The sequence below is a fragment of the Robertmurraya korlensis genome (assembly GCF_023715225.1).
Taxonomy (GTDB): domain Bacteria; phylum Bacillota; class Bacilli; order Bacillales; family Cytobacillaceae; genus Robertmurraya_A.
In genome coordinates, this window is record NZ_JAMBNS010000101.1 from 1 (window position 1) to 454 (window position 454).

The window sequence follows — 454 nt, forward strand, 5'->3', positions numbered from 1 at the left end:
GATCGTGGGTCACAATGATGACCGTGTGCCCCTGCGCTTTTAGCTGGTGCAGGATCGCCATTACCTCTTCGCCGGAATGGCTGTCCAGCGCGCCGGTCGGTTCATCAGCGAGGATCACCTCCCCGCCATTCATCAGGGCGCGGGCGATACTGACCCGCTGCTGCTGACCGCCAGACAACTGTGACGGTTGATAGTCGGCGCGCTCGCCCAGCCCCAGCCGCACCAGCAGCTCATGAGCGCGCGCCAGGCGCGCGCGCCGTTCACTGCCGGCATACACCGCCGGCACTTCGACATTCTGCGCGGCGGTCAGATGGGACAGCAGATGGTAGCGTTGAAAGATAAAGCCAAAGTGTTCCCGCCGCAGACGGGCCAGCGCATCGCCATCCAGCTGCGCGATATCGGTTCCCGCCACCCGATAGGTGCCGCTGGTGGGTTTGTCGAGGCAGCCAAGGAT

General features: G+C 64.3%; 1 protein-coding gene. It reads right to left on the bottom strand.

The window, feature by feature from the left end; genetic code table 11:
• Positions 1 to 454: ATP-binding cassette domain-containing protein (locus M3175_RS25990; protein ID WP_251524597.1), on the bottom strand; the 454-nt coding region annotated here is incomplete at both ends.